At 69.4% G+C, this 15459-nt stretch carries 12 protein-coding genes; 8 read left to right on the forward strand and 4 right to left on the reverse strand.

Translation table 11 applies throughout. From position 1 onward, the window contains the following. Nucleotides 1–18 precede the first annotated feature (18 nt). Nucleotides 19–579, forward strand: a complete 561-nt coding sequence (locus ABGB19_RS23860) for a hypothetical protein (protein ID WP_347688468.1) — start codon at nt 19–21, stop codon at nt 577–579. A 17-nt stretch (nt 580–596) separates the two neighbouring features. On the opposite strand, the gene ABGB19_RS23865 is transcribed toward ABGB19_RS23860, so the two are convergent. From ABGB19_RS23865 to ABGB19_RS23875, 3 genes are all read right to left on the reverse strand, one after another. Next, nucleotides 597–2822 (reverse strand): molybdopterin-dependent oxidoreductase, encoded by a 2226-nt coding sequence (locus ABGB19_RS23865; RefSeq protein WP_347688469.1) that lies wholly within the window; start codon nt 2820–2822, stop codon nt 597–599. Between the two features lie 131 nt (nt 2823–2953). After that, nucleotides 2954–4846, reverse strand: a complete 1893-nt coding sequence (locus ABGB19_RS23870; RefSeq protein ID WP_347688546.1) for an ABC transporter ATP-binding protein — start codon at nt 4844–4846, stop codon at nt 2954–2956. A gap of 8 nt (nt 4847–4854) precedes the next feature. Then, nucleotides 4855–6606, reverse strand: coding sequence for an ABC transporter ATP-binding protein (locus ABGB19_RS23875; RefSeq protein ID WP_347688470.1), 1752 nt, complete (start codon nt 6604–6606; stop codon nt 4855–4857). Nucleotides 6607–6729: 123 nt separating this feature from the next. On the opposite strand from ABGB19_RS23875, the gene ABGB19_RS23880 reads away from it, so the two are divergent. After that, nucleotides 6730–7287 carry a DUF3558 domain-containing protein gene (locus ABGB19_RS23880; protein ID WP_347688471.1) on the forward strand — a complete coding sequence of 186 codons (558 nt, stop codon included), beginning with the start codon at nt 6730–6732 and terminating at the stop codon, nt 7285–7287. Next, nucleotides 7284–7838: a DUF3558 domain-containing protein gene (locus tag ABGB19_RS23885; RefSeq protein WP_347688472.1), complete on the forward strand. Its 555-nt coding sequence runs from the start codon at nt 7284–7286 to the stop codon at nt 7836–7838. Before ABGB19_RS23880 ends, ABGB19_RS23885 begins: the two co-directional genes overlap by 4 nt. Before the next feature lie 57 nt (nt 7839–7895). Here ABGB19_RS23885 and ABGB19_RS23890 read toward each other — a convergent pair whose 3' ends face one another. Next, on the reverse strand, nt 7896–8414 hold the full coding sequence (locus tag ABGB19_RS23890) for a histidine phosphatase family protein (protein ID WP_347688473.1): 519 nt from the start codon (nt 8412–8414) through the stop codon (nt 7896–7898). A 104-nt stretch (nt 8415–8518) separates the two neighbouring features. Here ABGB19_RS23890 and ABGB19_RS23895 point away from each other — a divergent pair, with 104 nt between their 5' ends. The 5 genes from ABGB19_RS23895 to ABGB19_RS23915 all read left to right on the forward strand — a co-directional run bounded on the left by ABGB19_RS23895 (nt 8519) and on the right by ABGB19_RS23915 (nt 15352). Then, nucleotides 8519–9667, forward strand: coding sequence for an exonuclease SbcCD subunit D (locus tag ABGB19_RS23895; protein WP_347688474.1), 1149 nt, complete (start codon nt 8519–8521; stop codon nt 9665–9667). Next, on the forward strand, nt 9664–12285 hold the full coding sequence (locus ABGB19_RS23900; RefSeq protein ID WP_347688475.1) for an AAA family ATPase: 2622 nt from the start codon (nt 9664–9666) through the stop codon (nt 12283–12285). Before ABGB19_RS23895 ends, ABGB19_RS23900 begins: the two co-directional genes overlap by 4 nt. Before the next feature lie 62 nt (nt 12286–12347). Then, on the forward strand, nt 12348–13136 hold the full coding sequence (locus ABGB19_RS23905; protein ID WP_347688476.1) for a DUF2182 domain-containing protein: 789 nt from the start codon (nt 12348–12350) through the stop codon (nt 13134–13136). Nucleotides 13137–13150: 14 nt separating this feature from the next. Then, nucleotides 13151–13777, forward strand: coding sequence for a DUF1326 domain-containing protein (locus ABGB19_RS23910; protein ID WP_347688477.1), 627 nt, complete (start codon nt 13151–13153; stop codon nt 13775–13777). A gap of 36 nt (nt 13778–13813) precedes the next feature. Then, nucleotides 13814–15352, forward strand: a complete 1539-nt coding sequence (locus ABGB19_RS23915; RefSeq protein WP_347688478.1) for a GMC family oxidoreductase N-terminal domain-containing protein — start codon at nt 13814–13816, stop codon at nt 15350–15352. Nucleotides 15353–15459: the final 107 nt, after the last annotated feature.

Consider the following 15459-nt stretch of genomic DNA (forward strand, 5'->3'; position numbering starts at 1 on the left):
CGGTGTAATCATGTAAGCATGAGACACAACATCCACGGCCGGCGCCGACCAGGAGGCTGGCACCAGGCCCAGCAACCCGACGCCGGCGACGCCGGCGACTGGTTCGCCGGTCGACTGCCCGACGGCTGGTTCGCCGGTGACCCCGCCGTCGTCGTCGACCGCGAAGAGATCACCGTCGTCGGTCGCCTCCCCGAGGCGGAAGGCGAGGAGAGCGAGGCGCGCGCATCCGGCAGGGTGGCGCGGTTCCGTGAGGAGACCCGCAGCGAACGTATGCGCATCGCCGACGAGGCCGAGGCGCGCTACGGCCGGAAGGTGGCGTGGGGCGTGGAAACAGGCGACCCCGCATCGCCGGAACGAATCCTGTTCACGCACTTGGCCGTTCCGGTCATGACGCGGCTGCGCCAGCCCGAGCGCCAGGTGCTCGACACGCTGGTCGACGCCGGTGTGGCGCGGTCCCGGTCGGATGCACTGGCGTGGTCGGTCCGGTTGGTCGGCGAGCACGCCGACGAGTGGCTGGGCAAGCTGCGCGAGGCGATGCGCAACGTCGACGACCTGCGCGCCGAGGGACCGCAGCTCTAGTTCTCGAGTCGGACTCCTCAACGCGGCTCGTGCCTCGCCGCTTGATCGTCGTCCGACGAGACCCGCTCCACGCCGACGTACTGCGAACTCAGCGCCGACGTCTGCGACAGCGGATCGACCGGCCCGGCATCGACGAGCAGGTTGCGGTTCTGCCCGTAAGACACCGCCGCGGTACGTCCGCGTGGATCGAAAACCCGTGAGCCCCAGCCGTGGTCGACGATCACGACTCCGCGTCGCGGGCGGTCGCTGAGCGCGGCGGGCAACTCGATCTCACCGACGGGGGAGAACACCTTCACCCGGTCGCCCTGGCCGACTCCAAGCGCGGCCGCGTCCTCGGGGTGGATGACGACCTCGTTGCGCTTACCCGACGGATGCAGTCCGGGCAGATCGTTCAGCCACGAGTTCATCGAGTGCCGGTTCCTGCGGTTGGCCAACTGGAACGGGTAGCCGACGGGGGCCTGCGGACGGGTTTCGGCGAGCAGTTCGCGTGCGCGGGCGAGGAACTCCGGCGGGGCGGCGTGCACCTTCTTGTCGTCGGTGCGCAGCGCGTCGCGGAAGTGACCGAACTCGCGAGGCCCCAGCACCCAACCGTGCGGATGCGCCCGCACGTCGCGCCACCTGATCCTGTGCCCGTTGAACTTTCGGCCCGTCGCGACGACCAGGCGGTCGATCCAGTGCGGGCCGAACTCGAGTTTCTGTCTGCCGGTCGCACGCGCCACCGCGCGGGTGGCCCTGATGAAGCCGTTGAGTCCCTTGGCGCGAAACAGCGGCCTGCGCATCGCGATCGCCAGATCGGTGAAGATCCGCCACTCCTGCCGCGCGCCCGGCGGCGGCTCGACGGCTTTGACGCCGTACTGCAGGTACGGCTCGTCGTGCATGTTGCTGGTGAACGCCAGCAGGTCGTCGCGCTCCAGCCAGTGTGTCGCGGGCAGCAGCCAGTGCGCGTGGCGATGGCTTTCGCGCTGCACGAAGTCGATCGCCACCAACAGATCCAACTGCGCCAGTGCATCATCCAGCCGCGCACCGTCCGGCCCCGACACCACGGGGTTGCCGCAGTCGATCAGCATCGCCCTGATCTGGCCGCGGCCGGGCGTGGTGATCTCGTCGGGCAGCTCGGACAGCGCATGCGCACCGGCGACCATCTCGCGACCGCTCAGCCGGCTGTGATGCGGCTTGGCCTTCACCATCGCCGACATGCGGATCGCGTCGACGTACCCTGGCTCGTAGCGGCGGCCGCCCGGGCGGTCCATCCGGCCGGTTATGACGTTGAGGACGTGGCCCAACCATTCGGCGACGGTGCCCGCCAGGTGCATCGAGACCCCGGTCCTGGTGACGACCATCGCCCCGCGCGCCGCGGCGAAGTCGCGGGCGACCTGCTCAATCCGCGCCCGCGGAATGTCACAGCGCGCGGCCAGATCGTCGAGATCGGCATCGGCGACCAGAGCGCGCAGATCGGCCACGCCCGTGGCGAGTTCGGTGCAGTCCTGACGGTGATCCAAGCCCTCGTCGAGCACCACCTTGACCATCGCCAGCAGCAGCGCCCAGTCCTGACCGGGTCGCACCGCCAGGTGGATGTCGGCCTTGTCGGCGGACTCGGTGCGCAGCGGGTCGACGACGACGATCGTCGCACCCCGCTTCTGGCGTTCCAGTGCGCGCCGCCATCCACCGGGCACGGTCTCCAGCCAATTCCACGCGCTGACAGCCGGATTCGTGCCGACCAGCAGGAAGTAATCACAATTGTCGATGTCGGAGACCGGCGCCATCAGGATCGAGCCGTACATCTTCTGCGCGACGACGTGCATCGCGTTCTGGTCGACCGAGCCGACGAAATAGCGGCTGTGCGTACCGATCGCGTCCAGCCAGCCGTTCATGAAGACGATGTTCGACGACGAGAACCCCGCCGGGTTGCCGTAGTAGACGCCGACCGCATCGGGACCGCCGGCCTCGATCGCGGCGGTCATCCTGGCGGCGATGTCGCTGATGGCCTCGTCCCACGTCGCCTCGACGTAGGTGTCACCGACGCGGCGCATCGGGTTGAGGATCCGGCGTGGATGCTCGACCAATTGGTTCGCGGTGCGGCCCTTCGCGCAGAAGTCCTGCCACGTGTGCGGGTTCTGCTTGTCGGGCGCGATCTTGGTGACCCGGTTGCCGTCGACCGTCACCTCCAGGCCGCAGGAGGCCAGGCAGTACCTGCAGAAGGTGTAGACCGTCTTGGAAGTCTCCGTACCGGACGCCGTGCTCATGCGGTCATCCTGCCCGAACCGGCCCCGCATGCGGCCCCGTTAAGCGGATCGCCTAAACCGGTTCGTGACAGTGCGGTTCGATACGCCCGCATCGGCGCGTCGCGGAAGAAACCGCACAATCGGCGCACCGGTCAGGCCTGCGTCATGGACCAGTAAGCGCCACGCTTGGCCAGCAGTTCGGCGTGACTGCCGCGCTCGACGATCTGGCCGCCCTCCATCACGACGATGACGTCGGCGTCGCGGATGGTCGAGAGCCGGTGGGCGATGATGAAACTTGTTCGGTCGCGCCGCAATTCACCCATCGCCTGCGCGATCAGCAGCTCGGTTCGGGTGTCCACCGAGCTGGTGGCCTCGTCGAGGATCAGCAGCCGCGGCCGGGCCAGCACCGCGCGGGCGATCGTGATGAGCTGCTTCTCGCCCGCGCTGATGGATCCGCCGTCGTCGCTGACCCGGGTCTGGTACCCGTCGGGCAGCATGTGCACGAACCGGTCCACATAGGCCGCTTTGGCGGCGGCGATGACCTCGTCCTCGGTCGCGTCGGGCCTGCCGTAGGCGATGTTGTCGTAGATGGTGCCGCCGAACAGCCAGGTGTCCTGCAGCACCATGCCGATCCGGGACCGCAACGAGTGCCTGCTCACCGTCGAGATGTCCACACCGTCAACGAGTATCCGGCCGGAGTCGACGTCGTAGAACCGCATCAGCAGGTTGACCAGCGTCGTCTTGCCCGCCCCGGTCGGCCCGACGATCGCGACCGTGCTTCCCGGCTCGGCGACCAGCGACACGTTCTCGATCACCGGCGTGCCGGGGTGGTAGCTGAACGTCACGTCGTCGAACTCGACGCGGCCGGGCGCGCTGTCGGCGCCGGGCAGCTGCGCGGCCGGATCGGGCGTCTCCTCCTCGGCGTCGAGCAGATCGAAGACCCGCTCGGCGCTGGCCACGCCCGACTGCAGCGTGTTGTACATGCCCGCCACCTGGGTCAGCGGCTGGTTGAACTGGCGGACGTACTGGATGAACGCCTGAATGCTGCCGAGCGTGATCTGACCGGTGGCCACCTGCAGGCCGCCCACCACCGCGACGGCGACGTAGCTCAGGTTGCCGATGAACGTGGTGGCGGGGGAGACGAGTCCGGAGAAGAACTGCGCACCGAAACTCGCGTGGTAGACGTCGTCGTTGTACTCGCGGAAGGCCTCCTGCGCGGCTGCGCGGTGGCCGAACGTCTTGACGATGGTGAACCCGCTGTAGGTCTCCTCGATGTGTGCGTTGAGCCTGCCGGTGTTGGCCCACTGCGCGACGAACAACCGCTGCGACCGTCGTGCGATCACCCGCGTCGCCCACAGCGACAGCGGCACCGTCACCACCGTCAGCAGCGTCAGCAGGGGGGAAATCGTCAGCATCATCACCAGCACGGCAAGCACGGTGAGCACCGAGGTCATCAGCTGGCTGATGGTCATCGACAGCGAGGTCTGGATGTTGTCGACGTCGTTGGTGACCCGGCTGAGTACCTCGCCGCGCTGCCGGGAGTCGAAGTAGGACAACGGCATCCGGTGCACCTTGTCCTCGACGTCCGAGCGCAGCGTCACCATCGTGCGCTGCACCGCGACGTTGAGCAGCCGGGCCTGCAGCCACACCATCAACGCCGCGACCAGGTACAGGCCCAGCGCGAGCAGCAGGGTGCGGCCGACGGCCGCGAAGTCGACGCCGCGGCCGGGCACGACGGCCATGCCCGAGAGCAGGTCGGCGATGGTCGTGTCGCCGCGCGCGCGGGCAGCCAGGATCGCCTGCTCTTTGGTCAGTCCGGCGGGCAACTGCCGGCCGATCACACCGTTGAACAACAGGTCGGTGGCATGGCCGAGGATCCGCGGCCCGATCACGCCGATCGCGATGCCACCGATTCCCATCACGATGACCGCCGCGGTGAGCCCCCGGTGCGGCGTCAACCGCTTCACCAGCCGGATCATCGATCCGGTGAAGTCGCGCGACCGCTCGGTCGGCGCCTGCACCATGCCACGGATCGGCCGCGCCATCGGCCCGCTCACGGCGCGCCCCCCACGCCGGCTCCGAGCGATTGCGACGCCGCGAACTCCGCATATTCGGGACAGTCCGTCAGCAGGGACTCGTGCGTGCCCGACCCGACGATCCGGCCGTCGTCGAGGACGACGATCTGATCCGCCTGGGCCACCGTCGAGATGCGCTGCGCCACAACGATGACCGTCGACGCCGCCGACACCTCGCGCAGCGCGGTCCGCACCCGCGCGTCAGTGTGCACATCGAGTGCGGAGAACGCGTCGTCGAACAGGTACACCGCCGGCCTGCGGATCACCGCGCGCGCGATCGCCAACCGCTGCCGCTGGCCACCGGAGAAGTTGGCGCCGCCCTGGGCGACCCGCATCGCGAGCCCGTCGGCGTGCGCGCGCACGAAGTCGTCGGCGGCGGCCACGCGCAGCGCCTCCCACATCTCGTCCTCGGTCGCCACATGTCCTGGCGCCGCGCCCATCTGCAGGTTGTCGGCGACCGTGCCCGAGAACAGGTAGCCGCGTTGCGGGACCAGACCGATCGCCGACCACAGATCCTCGGGGTCGTAGTCGCGGACGTCGACGTCGTCGATGCGCACCGAACCCGCTGTCACGTCGTACATCCGGCAGATCAGCGACACCAGCGTCGACTTGCCCGAACCGGTGGAACCGACGACGGCGGTCGTGGTGCCCGGCCGGGCGGTGAGCGAAACGTCTTGCAGGACGGGTTGTTCTGCGCCGGGGTAGCAGAAGGTGGCCCCGTCCAACCTGACCTCCCCGCGGATCGACGACGGCTTCACCGGCCGGTCGGGGCTCGTGATCTGCGGCGTGGCGGACAGCACCTCGCCGATGCGGTCGGCGCAGACCGTCGCGCGCGGGATGATGACCAGGATGAACGTCGCCATCAGCACGGCCATCAGGATCTGCATGAAGTAGGACAGGAACGCGATCAGCGAGCCGACCTGCATCTGCCCGGCGTCGATCCGCAACCCGCCGAACCAGATCAGCGCCACGCTGGAGATGTTGATGACCAGGGTGGTGGTGGGCAGCATCAGCGCCTGCCAGCGGCCCGCCTCCAGTGCGGTGTCCGCCAGCGCCCGGTTGGCGTCGGCGAAGCGGTGGCGTTCGAACGGCTCCCGCGCGAACGCGCGGATCACCCGCAGCCCCGAGAGTTGTTCGCGCATCACCCGGTTGATGCCGTCGATCAGTTGCTGCATGCGCCGGAAGATCGGCAGCAGGTGCCGCACGATCCAGTAGTTCGCCATCGCCAGGATCGGCACGCTGACCAACAGCAGCCACGACAGGCCGGCGTCCAGATGCATCGCCATGAAGATGCCGCCGACCGACATGATCGGCGCGGTGATCAGCATCGTGCAGGTCAGCTGCACCAGCAGTTGGATCTGGCCGACGTCGTTGGTGCTGCGGGTCAGCAGCGACGGGGCGCCGAACCGCGCGGTGTCCTCGGCCGAGAAGCCGGTCACATGGTGGAAGATCGCCGAGCGCAGGTCGCGGCCGACTCCCGTGCCCGCCCGCGAGCCGAAGTACACCGCACCGATCGCGCACAGCACCTGCAGCGCGGTGACGGCCAGCATCACGCCGCCGAGCTCGACGATCCGCCGCAGGTTTCCGGTGGCGACCCCGTCGTCGATGATCGCCGCGTTGACGGTGGGCAGGTACAGCGACGCGAGCGTGCTGATCAGCTGGAGCGTGGCGACGATCGCCAGCAGCCCTCGGTATGGCCGCGCATACTGTCGCAGCAGCGCCCATAACATCCCGCTACTGTCGCACACCGCTTTCGAACCCGGTCCGTGCGCAACGCCTGAGAGTTGGATAAGTGCCCAGGTCAACCGGCATGTCGGTGGTTGACCCTCTGACCTGCCGCTACAGTGCATGGCGTGACCCACAGCACGCGTGCGACTCGCTGTCTGGCCGCCCTGGCCGCAGCCGTCATCTCGCTGGTCACCGCATGCTCGGATTCCGAGCCGACGGGTCCGCAGGTGCCGCAGGACACCCCCGCACCCCAGCAGGACGTCGCGCACGGCCCCTTCTTCCCCGAGTGCGGTGGCGTCAGCGACCAGGAGATCACCAAGCAGACCCGGGTGCCGGGGTTGGTGAACACCGCCAAGACTTCGGTGGGGTGCCAGTGGCTGGCCGGCGGCAGCATCCTCGGGCCGCACTTCTCGTTCACGTGGTTCCGCGGCAGCCCGATCGGGCGGGAGCGCAAGACCGAGGAACTGTCGCGCACCAGCGTCGAGGACATCAACATCGAGGGCCACGACGGGTTCATCGCCACCGGTGACGACCCCACGCTCGGCACCAACCTCTGCGAGATCGGCATCCAGTTCGGCGATGACTTCATCGAGTGGTCGATCAGCTACGCCCAGGAACCGTTCCCCGAGCCGTGTGAAGTCGCCAAGGAACTGACCCGCCAATCGATTGTGAACTCCGAATGAGAAGCGCATTGCGTCGCGCCGCAGCCCCGCTGATCGTCGCGCTGACTGTGTTTTCGCTGCTCACGGGCTGCACGCAAACCGTCGAGGGCACGGCCGCCAGGTCGGGCTCGGGTGACGTACCGCGCAACGACGACTCCGAGCGCCAGTATCCGAACCTGCTCAAGGAGTGCGAGGTACTGACCGAGGACATCCTCGCCGAGACCGTCGGCGCCGATCCGCTGGACATCCAGAGCACCTTCGTGGGCGCCGTGTGCCGGTGGCAGGCGGCCAACCCGTCGGGACTCGTGGACATCACCCGGTTCTGGTTCGAGCAGGGCAGCCTCGACAACGAACGGCAGACGGCCGAGAAGCTGGGCTACCGGATCGAGGACAAGCGCGTCGCGGGTATCGACTCCTTCATGATGCGGCCCAACGACCCGAACGGCGCATGCGGCGTCGCCAGCGATGCCGGAGGCGTGGTCGGCTGGTGGGTCAACCCGCAGGCACCCGGCATCGATGCCTGCTCGATGGCGCTCAAGCTGATGGAGTTGACGCTCGCCACCCGCGCCTAGCGCCGACGAGCGCTCGCGCGTGGGGGTACCCCCGCCCGAAGGGCAGGGGGAGAGAATTCAACGCGGCACATGGAAGGTGACCAGCGCGGCGCCGTCGAGCGCCAGCCGGTCCCACGGTTCTCCGCTGCGCAGCACCGCGATGCCCGAGGTCGGGAACTTCACCGAGATCCGTTCGGCGGCAGTGAAGTTGCTGCCTTCCGCGGTGGCCAGGCCGAGCGTGACGGCGGACATCGCTGGTTCGTGGCCGATCACCAGTAGCGTCTGCACGTCGGCGCCGAACCGCGACTGCACGCCGTTGATCACGTCGATCACGGTGCCGGGCGTCGCATCGTAGAGCCGGTCGACGTACTCGACGGGTGCCGCGACGCGGGTGCGCGCCAGCGTCTCGCGCGTCCTGGCGGCCGTCGAGCACAACACCGCGTCCACCGCGGGAGCGTGGGCCCGCAGCCAGTCACCGGCCAGCCCGGCTTCGCGCACACCCCGCGGCGCCAGCGGGCGGTCGTGGTCGGCCACGCCCGGCGGGTAGTCCGACTTGGCGTGGCGAAGCAGCAGCAGCGTGCGATACCGGTCGGCCATCCGACCAACGGTAGGGCATGCCGGTGCACCTCCCCGGAGTTGTCGGCGGCGGGTCCTACACTCGCGGTGCCCGGCAAAGGAACCAGGAGAAGGGACGAGCCGAGATGCGATTCGTGCACACCGCCGACTGGCAACTCGGCATGACCCGTTATTTCCTCAATGGCGAGGCGCAGCCCCGCTATTCGGCTGCGCGCCGGGATGTCGTCGCCGATCTCGGACGGCTCGTCGCCGAGGTCGGCGCCGAGTTCGTGGTCGTCGCCGGCGACGTCTTCGAACACAACCAGCTGGCGCCGCGGGACGTGAGCCAGTCGCTGGAGGCCATGCGGGCGATCGGCGTCCCGGTGTACCTGTTGCCGGGCAACCACGACCCGCTGGACGCCGCCTCGGTCTACTCCAGTGCGCTGTTCACCGCCGAATGCCCCGACAACGTGACGGTGCTGCGCCGCGCGGGGGTGCACGAGGTGCGCCCCGGGCTGCAACTGGTGGCGGCGCCGTGGACGTCCAAGGCGCCGTCGTCGGATCCGGTTGCCGGCGTGCTCGACGACCTGCCCGCCGACGGCACGGCCCGCGTCGTCGTCGGCCACGGCGGGGTGGACATCCACGTGCCGGACAAGGACCGGCCCTCGCTCATCCGCCTCGCCGCGCTGGAGGCCGCGCTCGACCGTGGTGCCGTGCACTATGTGGCCTTGGGCGACAAGCACTCCCGCATGCAGGTCGGCACGACCGGGCGCATCTGGTACTCCGGTTCACCGGAGGTCACCAACTACGACGACATCGAGACCGACCCGGGGCATGTGCTCCTCGTCGACATCGACGAGGAGGACCCGTCGCACCCGGTGGGGGTGGAATCGCGGAAGGTGGGCCGCTGGCGGTTCGTCACGCTGCGCCGCTCAGTGGACAGCAATCGCGACATCGCGGATCTGGACATCAACCTCGACCAGCTGCCGGACAAGGAACGCACGGTGGTGCGCATCGCGCTGACCGGATCGCTGACGGTCACCGATAAGGCTGCGCTCGACGCCTGCCTGGACAAGTACGACCGGCTGTTCGCGGCATTGACGCTGTGGGACAAGCAGAGCGACATCGCGGTGCTGCCCGCCGACGGCGAGTTCGACGATCTCGGCATCGGCGGCTTCGCGGCCTCGGCGGTCGACGAGCTGGTCGCGACCGCCCGCTCCGAGGGTGCCGACGCCGACGACGCGCGCGCCGCGCTGGCGCTGCTGCTGCGGCTCGCGGATCGGGGTGTGGCGTGAAACTGCACCGCCTGGTCCTGACCAACTACCGCGGCATCAGCCACCGCGAGATCGTCTTCCCCGACCGCGGCGTGGTCGTGGTCAGCGGCGCCAACGAGATCGGCAAGTCGTCGATGATCGAGGCACTCGACCTGCTGCTGGAGGCCAAGGACCGGTCGTCGAAGAAGGAAGTCAAGGAGGTCAAGCCGACACACGCCGACGTCGGCGCCGAGGTGACGGCCGAAATAACAACGGGGCCTTACCGTTTCGTGTACCGCAAGCGCTTCCACAAGCGCTGCGAGACGGAACTGACGGTGCTGGCGCCGCGCCGCGAGCAGCTCACGGGCGACGAGGCGCACGAGCGGGTCAACGCCATGCTGGCCGAGACCGTCGACACCTGCCTGTGGCAGGCGCAGCGCGTGCTGCAGTCCGCGTCAACGGCCGCGGTGGACCTGTCGGGGTGCGATGCGCTGTCGCGTGCGCTCGACGTCGCCGCGGGCGAGGCGGTGGCGCTGTCGGGGGCCGAACCGTTGCTGATCGACCGCGTCAAAGCCGAGTACGCGCTCTACTTCACCCGCACCGGTAGGCCGACCGGGGAGTGGCTCGCGGCCACCAAGCGGTTGCAGGCCGCCGAGGAGCGACTCGCCCGCGCGGCGGCCGCCGTGGCGGAGGTCGACGACGCGGTGCGCAAGCACGCCGTTCTCACCGACGACCTCGCCCGCCTTGCGCTGCAGCGCGCCGATGCGACGAAGAACCTGGCCGTCGCGCAGGAGGCGGCGGACGCCGTGGCCGCGCTGACCCGCCAGCTCACGGAGGCCAGCCTGGTCGCCAAGGCGGCGCAGGCCAACCACGACGCGTCGCGTTCCGCGGTCGAGGACCGCCGGAAGCTGCGCGCCGAGATCGAGCAGCGGGCCGCCGCGATCGGCGGGTTGGACGCGTCGGTGGCCGTGGCCGCGGAGGAGCTCGCGACGGCTGCCGAGGTGCAGCAGGACGCCGAGACGGCCGCGGAGCAAGCCCGCGAGGCCTTGTCCGACAGCCAGATCCGGGTCGAGTCGGCACGCCGCGCCGTCCAGCAGCTTCTCGACAGGGACGAAGCGGACCGGATCGTCGCGCGGCTGGCGAAGATCGACGCCGCAGCGCGGGAGCGCGACGGCGTCGAAGCCGAACTCGCCGCGATCACCCTGTCGGATCAGGGCATGCGGGCCATCGAGGACGCCAAGGCCGCGGTCGACATCGCCTCGGGGCAGGTCGAGCTGGCGTCGGCGCAGATCGAGCTGGTGGCGCTGGCCGACGTCGAGGTGCGCATCGGTGACGAGACGGTCCCGCTCGCGCAGGGCGAGACATGGTCGGCGAGCGTGAGCGCGCGTACCGACATCGAGGTGCCGAACCTACTGGCGGCTCGTCTGCTCCCCGGCTCGCCGGCGTCGAAGACCCAGGCCAAACTGGATGCCGCGCAACAGGTTCTGGCGTCGGCGCTGGCCACCGCCGGTGTCGGCGACGTGGCAGCGGCGCGCGCCCTGGACCAGCGGCGTCAGCAGTTGGTGACAGCTCGCGGCCGGGCGTGCGCGACCTACGAGGCACTGGTCGTCGACGAGTCGGCCGATCAACTGAGCGCCCGCCTGGCGGGGCTGCGCGAGCGCCAGCCCGCCGAGGCGGATCTGTTCGACGTCGACGTCGTCGCGGCCCGCGCCGAACTCGACGCCGCGTCGGCTGCCCAGAAGGCGGCCCATGCCGACTGCGAGACCCGTCGCAAGGTCGCCGAGGCGGCGGCGAAGAAGCTGGGAGAGAACGAAACCCGGGTAACCGTGCTGCGGGACAAGCTGGTCACCGCGCAGACCGAGCTGGCCGCGGCCCGCGAGCGGCTGGACGCGCAGCGTGCGACTCTCGGCGACGACGAGCTGACCGCCAGGGCCGAGGCGCACGCCGAGGAGGCGCGGCGGGCGGCGGCTCTGGTCGCGGAGATCGACGCGGAACTGGCACAGACCGCCCCGGATGCGGTGACGGCCGCGCTCGGTGAGGCGCAGCGGTGCGCCGAGGCGTTGGCCGCCACCCACGACGACGTCGCTGGTGCGCTGCGCGAGCTGACTGCGCAGCTGACGGTGTACGGCACCGAGGGCCGCAAGGGCCAACTCGACGAGGCGGAGACCGAGCGCGAGCACGCCGTCGCTGAGCACCTGCGGGTGGCGCGCCGCGCCCGCGCGGCCGAACTGCTGCGGTCGGTGATCGAGCGGCACCGCGACGCGACCCGGCAGCGCTACGTCGACCCGTTCCGTGGTGAGCTGGAGCGGTTGGGACGGTTGGTGTTCGGCGAGAGCTTCGAGGTGGAGGTCGACAGCGCCCTGCGGATCTGCAGCCGCACGATGGCGGGCCGCACCGTGCCCTACGAGTCGCTGTCCGGCGGCGCCAAGGAGCAGCTGGGTATCGTCGCGCGGCTGGCCGGCGCGGCGCTGGTGGCCAAGGAGGACAGCGTCCCGGTCGTCATCGACGACGCGCTGGGCTTCACCGACGCCAACCGGTTGGTCAAGATGGGTGCGGTGTTCAACGCGGTCGGCGGCGACGGGCAGGTGATCGTGTGGACCTGCAGCCCGGATCGCTATGCCGCGGTCGACGGCGCCCACCACATCGAACTCACCCACTAGCGTCGGCAAATCCTCACCGGTCACCCGTCGGCCCTGTCATAGTGGGTCTAGGGGAGACCAAGGTGAGCGTTAGCGAAACCCGCGGGACGGCCAGAAACGATCTCTGGCCGCCGGTGGCGCTGCTGCTCCTGGCCGGTCTGGGCTGGTGGTGGTCGGCGGTCAGCGCCGGCGACATGGGCGCCGACGACGCGATGACCGGCGCGATGCCGATGCCCTCGATGCCCGTCGAGCCGCAACCGACCATGTCGTTCGTCGCCTTCCTCATCGCGTGGGTGGCGATGATGGCGGCGATGATGTTCCCGGCGGTGGTGCCGGTGGTTCGGCTCTACGGCCGGGCCGCGGCGAGGGGGAACGCCGCACCGACGGTGTTCTTCGTCGGCGGCTATCTCGCGCTGTGGACCGTCGTCGGTGTCCCGGCCTACCTCGCCTGGCGGCGGCTGGAGGAGCCGCTGATGACCGGCGACCCGTGGGCGGGCCGGGTGGCCGGGGCGGTGGCGGTGGTCGCGGGGCTCTATCAACTCACGCCGCTCAAGTCCGTGTGTCTGCGGCACTGCCGTTCGCCGATGTCGTTCTTCCTGCGGCACGGCAGGCACCTGGACCGGCCGGCCGGCGCGTTCGTCGCCGGCGGTCGCCACGGGGTCCTCTGTGTCGGCTGCTGCTGGATGCTGATGGCGCTGCTCGTCGCCTTCGGCGCCATGCATCTGGCGTGGATGCTCGTGTTCGCGGTGCTGATCCTGGTGGAGAAGACCGCCCCGTTCGGTGAGCAGTTCGCCCGCGTGACCGGGCTCGCGCTGCTGGCCCTGGGTGTGGCGTTGTTGGTGCACCCGGAATTCATCACCCATCTCGTCTGATCGAAAGGCATGTCATGACCACGACGGAACAACGGCTCCGGTGGCATCTGAAGGGCCGCGGCTACGAGTTCTGCAACTGCGCGCCGGGCTGCGGGTGCAACTTCCACGGGTTTCCCACGTCGGCCGACGGCAGCTGCAAGGCTATGGTCGGCAACCACATCGTCGACGGCGCCTGCGGTGACGTCGACCTCTCGGGCGTCAAGGCGATCGCGGTGATCGACTGGCCGAAGGCCATCCACGACGGCGGCGGCAAGGCCGTCTTCATCGTCGAACCCGCGACCACCGAGGAACAGATCGACTCCCTGGCGCAGATCTACACCGGCCAGCTCGGCGGCGACCCGTGGGGCATCCTGGGCACCACCTACGAGGTGGCCGGACTGGTCAAGGCGCCCATCAGTTTCGAAGGCGCCGGAGTCCAGGTCACCATGACGGCCGACGGCGTCGGCCGCGCCACCGGCGACACGTTCAAGAACCCCGTCACCGGCGAACCGCACCAGGCGCAGATCGTCCTTCCCGAAGGCTTCATCTGGACGCGGGGCGAATGCGGCATCGGCACGTTCGCCGTCGAGGCCGAAGGCATCAGGCTCGACTTCACCGACACCAACTGGATCTATTACGAGTTCGACTGGTCCAACAATTGAGCCTGTAGCAGAAGATCAACTCCTACACTGCGGCAGATGGAGGCCGACTACATCGTCGTGGGAACAGGTTCCGCCGGATCGGTGGTGGCGGGCAAGCTCAGCGCAGACCCGTCGGTCGCGGTGGTGGCGCTCGAAGCGGGACCCCGCGACAAGAACAAGTTCATCCACATCCCCGCCGGGTTCCAGAAGCTGTTCCGCAGCGAGGTGGACTGGGACTACCTGACCGAGCCGCAGAAGCAACTCGACGGCCGCGAGATCTACTGGCCGCGCGGCAAGATGGTCGGCGGCTCGTCGTCGATGAACGCGATGATGTGGGTCCGCGGCTTCGCCGCCGACTACGACGAGTGGGGCCAGGCCGCTGGCGAACAGTGGGACTACGCGCACCTCGAGCCGTACCTGCAACGGATCGAGAGCGGACCGCTGTCGATCACCCGCCAGCGCAGCCCGCGCAGCTCCACGGCGGCCTGGCTCAACGCCGCACAGGACTGCGGATACCGGGTCGAGAAACCGAATCAGGCTGCGCCGGAGGGCTTCTGCGAGACTCTGGTCACTCAGCGCCGCGGTGCCCGGTGGAGCGCCGCCGACGCCTATCTCAAGCCCGCGCTGAAGCGTCGCAACCTGACCCTGGAGACCGACGCCCTGGCCACGAGGGTGGTCTTCGAGGGCCGTCGCGCCGTCGGCGTAGAGATCGAGCAGGGCGGTTCCCGGCGGGTCATCAGGGCCCGCCGCGAGGTGGTGCTGTGCGGTGGCGCGATCAACAGCCCGCAGCTGCTGATGTTGTCGGGCATCGGCGACCGGGAGCGGCTGGCCGACCACGGCATCGAGGTGCTGGCGCATGCACCGGGGGTCGGGACGAACCTGCTGGACCATCTCGTCGCCGTGCTCGGCTTCGACGTGCCGGGTGACTCGCTGTTCGGCGCCGAGAAGCCGGTGCAGTTGCTGAACTACCTTCTGCGCCGCCGCGGCATGCTGACCTCGAACGTGGGGGAGGCGTACGGATTCGTGCGCAGCCGCGACGACCTGAAGCTGCCGGATCTGGAGTTGATTTTCGCGCCCGCGCCGTTCTTCGAGGAGGGCATCGGCGATCCGTACGCCCAGCACGCCGTGGTGCTCGGCGCCATCCTGCTGAAGCCGCGCAGCACCGGCACCATCGAATTACGTTCGGCCGACCCGAAAGACAAGCCGATCATCGACCCGCGCTACCTCTCCGACCCCGACGGTGTGGACCGCGCCGCGATGATGGTGGGGCTGCGCATGTGCGCGACTATCTCCCGGGCGCCTGCGCTGCGCGACGTCATCGGCCGGATCGCTCGGCCCCGCGACGCCACCACCCTCGACGATGCGACGCTCGAACGGGCGCTGACCCACGTGTCGCACACCCTCTACCACCCCGTCGGCACCTGCCGGATGGGCAGCGACGACGCCAGCGTGGTCGACCCGCAACTGCGCGTCCGCGGTGTCGAGCGGCTGCGGGTCGCCGACGCCTCGGTGATGCCGACGATCATCCGCGGCCACACCCACGCGCCGAGCGTGCTGATCGGCGAAAAGGCCGCCGACCTGATCACGGATACTTAGTTCTCCGTTTCCGCGTGGGCCCACACGGAGTGGGGAGTGCGTGTCTGCACACGACACGTCGAGAAAACTCAGCGCTTTACGCACGCTCGCGCGCGCCGACGGTGCGC

The sequence above is a fragment of the Mycobacterium sp. B14F4 genome, from assembly GCF_039871645.1.
GTDB lineage: Bacteria > Actinomycetota > Actinomycetes > Mycobacteriales > Mycobacteriaceae > Mycobacterium.

What these genes read in the sequence shown, in the direction of transcription:
- ABGB19_RS23860 (WP_347688468.1), top strand. Translation starts at nt 19, where the DNA reads ATGAGACACAACATCCACGGCCGGCGCCGACCAGGAGGCTGGCACCAG.
- ABGB19_RS23915 (WP_347688478.1), top strand. Translation starts at nt 13,814, where the DNA reads ATGGAGGCCGACTACATCGTCGTGGGAACAGGTTCCGCCGGATCGGTG.
- ABGB19_RS23895 (WP_347688474.1), top strand. Translation starts at nt 8,519, where the DNA reads ATGCGATTCGTGCACACCGCCGACTGGCAACTCGGCATGACCCGTTAT.
- ABGB19_RS23865 (WP_347688469.1), bottom strand. Translation starts at nt 2,822, where the DNA reads ATGAGCACGGCGTCCGGTACGGAGACTTCCAAGACGGTCTACACCTTC.
- ABGB19_RS23870 (WP_347688546.1), bottom strand. Translation starts at nt 4,846, where the DNA reads ATGGCGCGGCCGATCCGTGGCATGGTGCAGGCGCCGACCGAGCGGTCG.
- ABGB19_RS23890 (WP_347688473.1), bottom strand. Translation starts at nt 8,414, where the DNA reads ATGGCCGACCGGTATCGCACGCTGCTGCTGCTTCGCCACGCCAAGTCG.
- ABGB19_RS23875 (WP_347688470.1), bottom strand. Translation starts at nt 6,606, where the DNA reads ATGTTATGGGCGCTGCTGCGACAGTATGCGCGGCCATACCGAGGGCTG.
- ABGB19_RS23885 (WP_347688472.1), top strand. Translation starts at nt 7,284, where the DNA reads ATGAGAAGCGCATTGCGTCGCGCCGCAGCCCCGCTGATCGTCGCGCTG.
- ABGB19_RS23910 (WP_347688477.1), top strand. Translation starts at nt 13,151, where the DNA reads ATGACCACGACGGAACAACGGCTCCGGTGGCATCTGAAGGGCCGCGGC.